Source organism: Nocardia sp. NPDC001965, assembly GCF_053594175.1.
Window position 1 is genome coordinate 1 of sequence record NZ_JBSFDZ010000087.1, and the last position, 3,087, is coordinate 3,087.

A 3,087-nucleotide genomic window follows, 5' to 3' on the forward strand; every position below is an offset into this window, starting at 1 on the left:
GGCCGCGGTGGTGTCGGTGCTGAACTCCCACAGCGCGTGCAGCGGCCGGTCCGATTTCAGGACCTGGGCCAGGGTTTCCAGGCCCTGTTCGGCGCCGGGGCGGGCCTAACCCGTCAGCGAATCCGCCTTGTTCCGGTCCAGCGCGGTCTCGTCCGGCGCGTCACCGGACTGGAACCGGATGAACAGCGCCGACGCGACCACTCCGACCAGCAACAACGCCGCCGGCAGATAGGTGGCCTGACTCAGCGCGGTACTGAACGCCTGCCGGACCGGCTCGGGAACTTGCCCGGTGCCCATTCCCTCGCCCGCCGGCGCACCAGCCAGTCCCGCGGCGCTCATCCGACCGGCGATCAGCGCACTGATCGCCGCACTGCCCAGCACCGAGCCGACCTGCCGGGTCGTGTTGTACACGCCCGCACCGGCACCGGCCTGCGAAATGGGCAGGTTATGGGTCGCCGTCGTGGCCAGCGGCGCCCAGATACAGGCGTTCGAGACACCGGCGACCGCGCCCCCGACCACCAGCCAGGTGATATTCGCGTGCGGATCCCGCATCACCACCGCGAACCAGAAGATGGATATCGCGAACAGCAGGAACCCGATGGTCGGGATGAGCCGCGGATGCCAGCGTCCCGACAGCTTGCCCACCACCGGCGCGGCGAAACCGGTGATGATGGCCATCGGGGCCAGCACCAGCGCCGACCGGGTGGGCGTCATACCGTGCACGGCCTGGAGATAGAAATACAGCGGCACCATGACCGCCGTCACCGCCGCGCCCATACTGGCGATCGCCAGATTCGACAGCGAGAAGTTGCGGTCACGGAAAAGCGGCAACGGCAGCAACGGCTCCCCGGAACCGCGCGCCTGGGTCGCAACGAATATCGCCAGCACCACGACCCCCGCCACGATCATCGCCCAGATCTCGCCCGACCAGTCTTTCGTGTTGCCCTCCTGGATCCCGAAAACCAGCAGGAACATCCCCACCGCGCTGAGCACGACACCCAGCCAATCGAATTTGTGCTGATGGGTCGGCAGCGACGGCACCAGCCATACGGCGAGCGCGAAAGCGACCACGCCGACCGGCACATTGACGATGAAAATCCATTCCCAGCCGAGACCGTCGACGAGTACCCCGCCCAGGATCGGGCCGATCAGCGTCGCCAGACCGGCGACCGCGCCCCACATACCCATGGCCGCGCCCCGGCCGTCCGGCGGGAAGGTGCGGGTGATCACCGCCATGGTCTGCGGCGTCATCAGCGCCGCGCCCAACCCCTGCACCGCCCGTGCGGCGATCAAGGTCTCGATACTGCCGGACAGTCCGCACCACAGCGATGCCAGCGTGAAAACGGCGAGACCGATCAGGTAGATGTTCTTGGGACCGAACCGGTCGCCCAGGCGCCCGGTGATCAGCAGCGGCACCGCGTAGGTGAGCAGATAGGCACTCGTCACCCAGATCACCTGGGAAATATCGGCACCCAGGCCGGTCATGATCGCCGGGTTCGCGACCGCCACGATGGTCACATCGAGCAGGATCATGAAGAATCCGACGACCAGCGCACCTAATGCGAGCCACGGATTGCGTTGAGTGGGCATAGCTTCCATTCCTGTCCGATCGGCGCCCGATGCGCCGGTTCGTGGATCTGTCGCGGTGCGTCACGATCGCACCACCTGGTGACTACCGGCGCACCGTAGGAACGGGGCACGGGAGCCGCAGCCGCTCATGCCGTGGTCACTCCGGACTCCTGGTACGACGTCGCAGGCCGCGCCAACATTCCGGGCATACCGGACCGATCGTAGTCCGGTCAGAGACCGTGCGCGTCCAGCCAGGTCCGGGCCAGCTCGGCGGGGTCGGCGGCTTCGTCACGAACCCGCAACACCAAGGTCGCGAGCTCGTCGGTGGTCAGTTCACCGGCCACATAGTTCAACTTCTCCGACTGCCGGTCGTCCAGCGCCCCCTTGCGCAGCAGCGCGACCGGATTCTCCGGCCGGATCGCGTCCGCGGAATCGGCGAGCACCTTCAGTCCGTCGGTGCCGCCCGGCAGGAATTCGGCCGGGCCACTCAGCACTGCGACCTGCACCCGGCCCTCCACCAGCGCACGGCGCAACTCTTCGGGTCCGGGAAAGAGCTCCGTCGACGCGAATTCGCAGCCGGAGATCTGCCCGGCCACCGCGGGCAACCCGAACAGACCCGGCACCGCCGCGCTCCCGGCGACGACGGCCGGACAGTGCGCACGCAACCTTTCCACCGAATCGATCCCACGCTGTTCGGCGGTGGCGGCGGTGACCAGCACCCGCGGTTCGAAATCCGCCCCATCGGCCGGATCGGAAGTGATGATGCCCTGCGGCAAAGACCCGTTCAGTTCCTCCGTGACATCCTGCGCGGTGGTCGCTTCGGCGCCGACGTTCGAATCCGCCAGCAGCGCACCGTTGTGGTCGGCGGCCACGGCGACGGCCCCGGCATCCAGGGCCGCGAATACGTCGGCCCGATCCGCCAACCCGGGCTCGACCCGCACCGCGGCCCCGGTGCGCGCCAGCGCCTGCGCGTAGATCGCCGCCAGCACCCGCGACTCGGCGGACTCCTGCGCCCCCACCACCAGCGGCTCGGCCTCGTCGGCGCCGCACGAAACCGTCAGCACGGCGAGCACGGGGACCAGTATCCGCCCAACGACACGCATCGACGCGGCCAGAACCATCGCGCGAGACACCCACTTCCGTAACCCGCAGCACCCGTCCGGGTGCCCGACAACCCAGAGAAATCTACAGGGTCAACGGGATCGGGCGCGGTGGCGCGGGGTGGGCGGGGGGGCAACGCGAGACGCCCGAGGCCGACGCAACCACACCGACCACCCCGGGCCCGGACACAACCACACCAACCACGAAGGCGGTACGGCGGGCTCGCTTGTGGCGTCGCTGGGTTTTCGGCGCGCTGGTCGGGCAGGGCATGTCGGTGAAGGTGAGGAATGCGGGCCTGTTCGTGAAGGTGCTGTGTTTTTGGCGCGCTGGCGCGCGCGGGGTTGAGGCCCCCTCAGTCTCGCCGTTCAGGCCTCGAGACTCGAGCCTTCGGCTCATGCGCTTTCGAGGCCTGAACGG

2 protein-coding genes are annotated in these 3,087 nt (G+C 68.4%); both read right to left on the bottom strand.

Features of this window, described 5'->3' with window-relative positions:
- Window positions 1–105: 105 nt before the first annotated feature.
- Window positions 106–1,590, bottom strand: coding sequence for a DHA2 family efflux MFS transporter permease subunit (locus tag ACWCPQ_RS34955; RefSeq protein ID WP_449907440.1), 1,485 nt, complete (start codon window positions 1,588–1,590; stop codon window positions 106–108).
- A 209-nt stretch (window positions 1,591–1,799) separates the two neighbouring features.
- Window positions 1,800–2,672 (bottom strand): glycine betaine ABC transporter substrate-binding protein, encoded by an 873-nt coding sequence (locus ACWCPQ_RS34960; protein ID WP_449907443.1) that lies wholly within the window; start codon window positions 2,670–2,672, stop codon window positions 1,800–1,802.
- Between the last annotated feature and the right edge of the window lie 415 nt (window positions 2,673–3,087).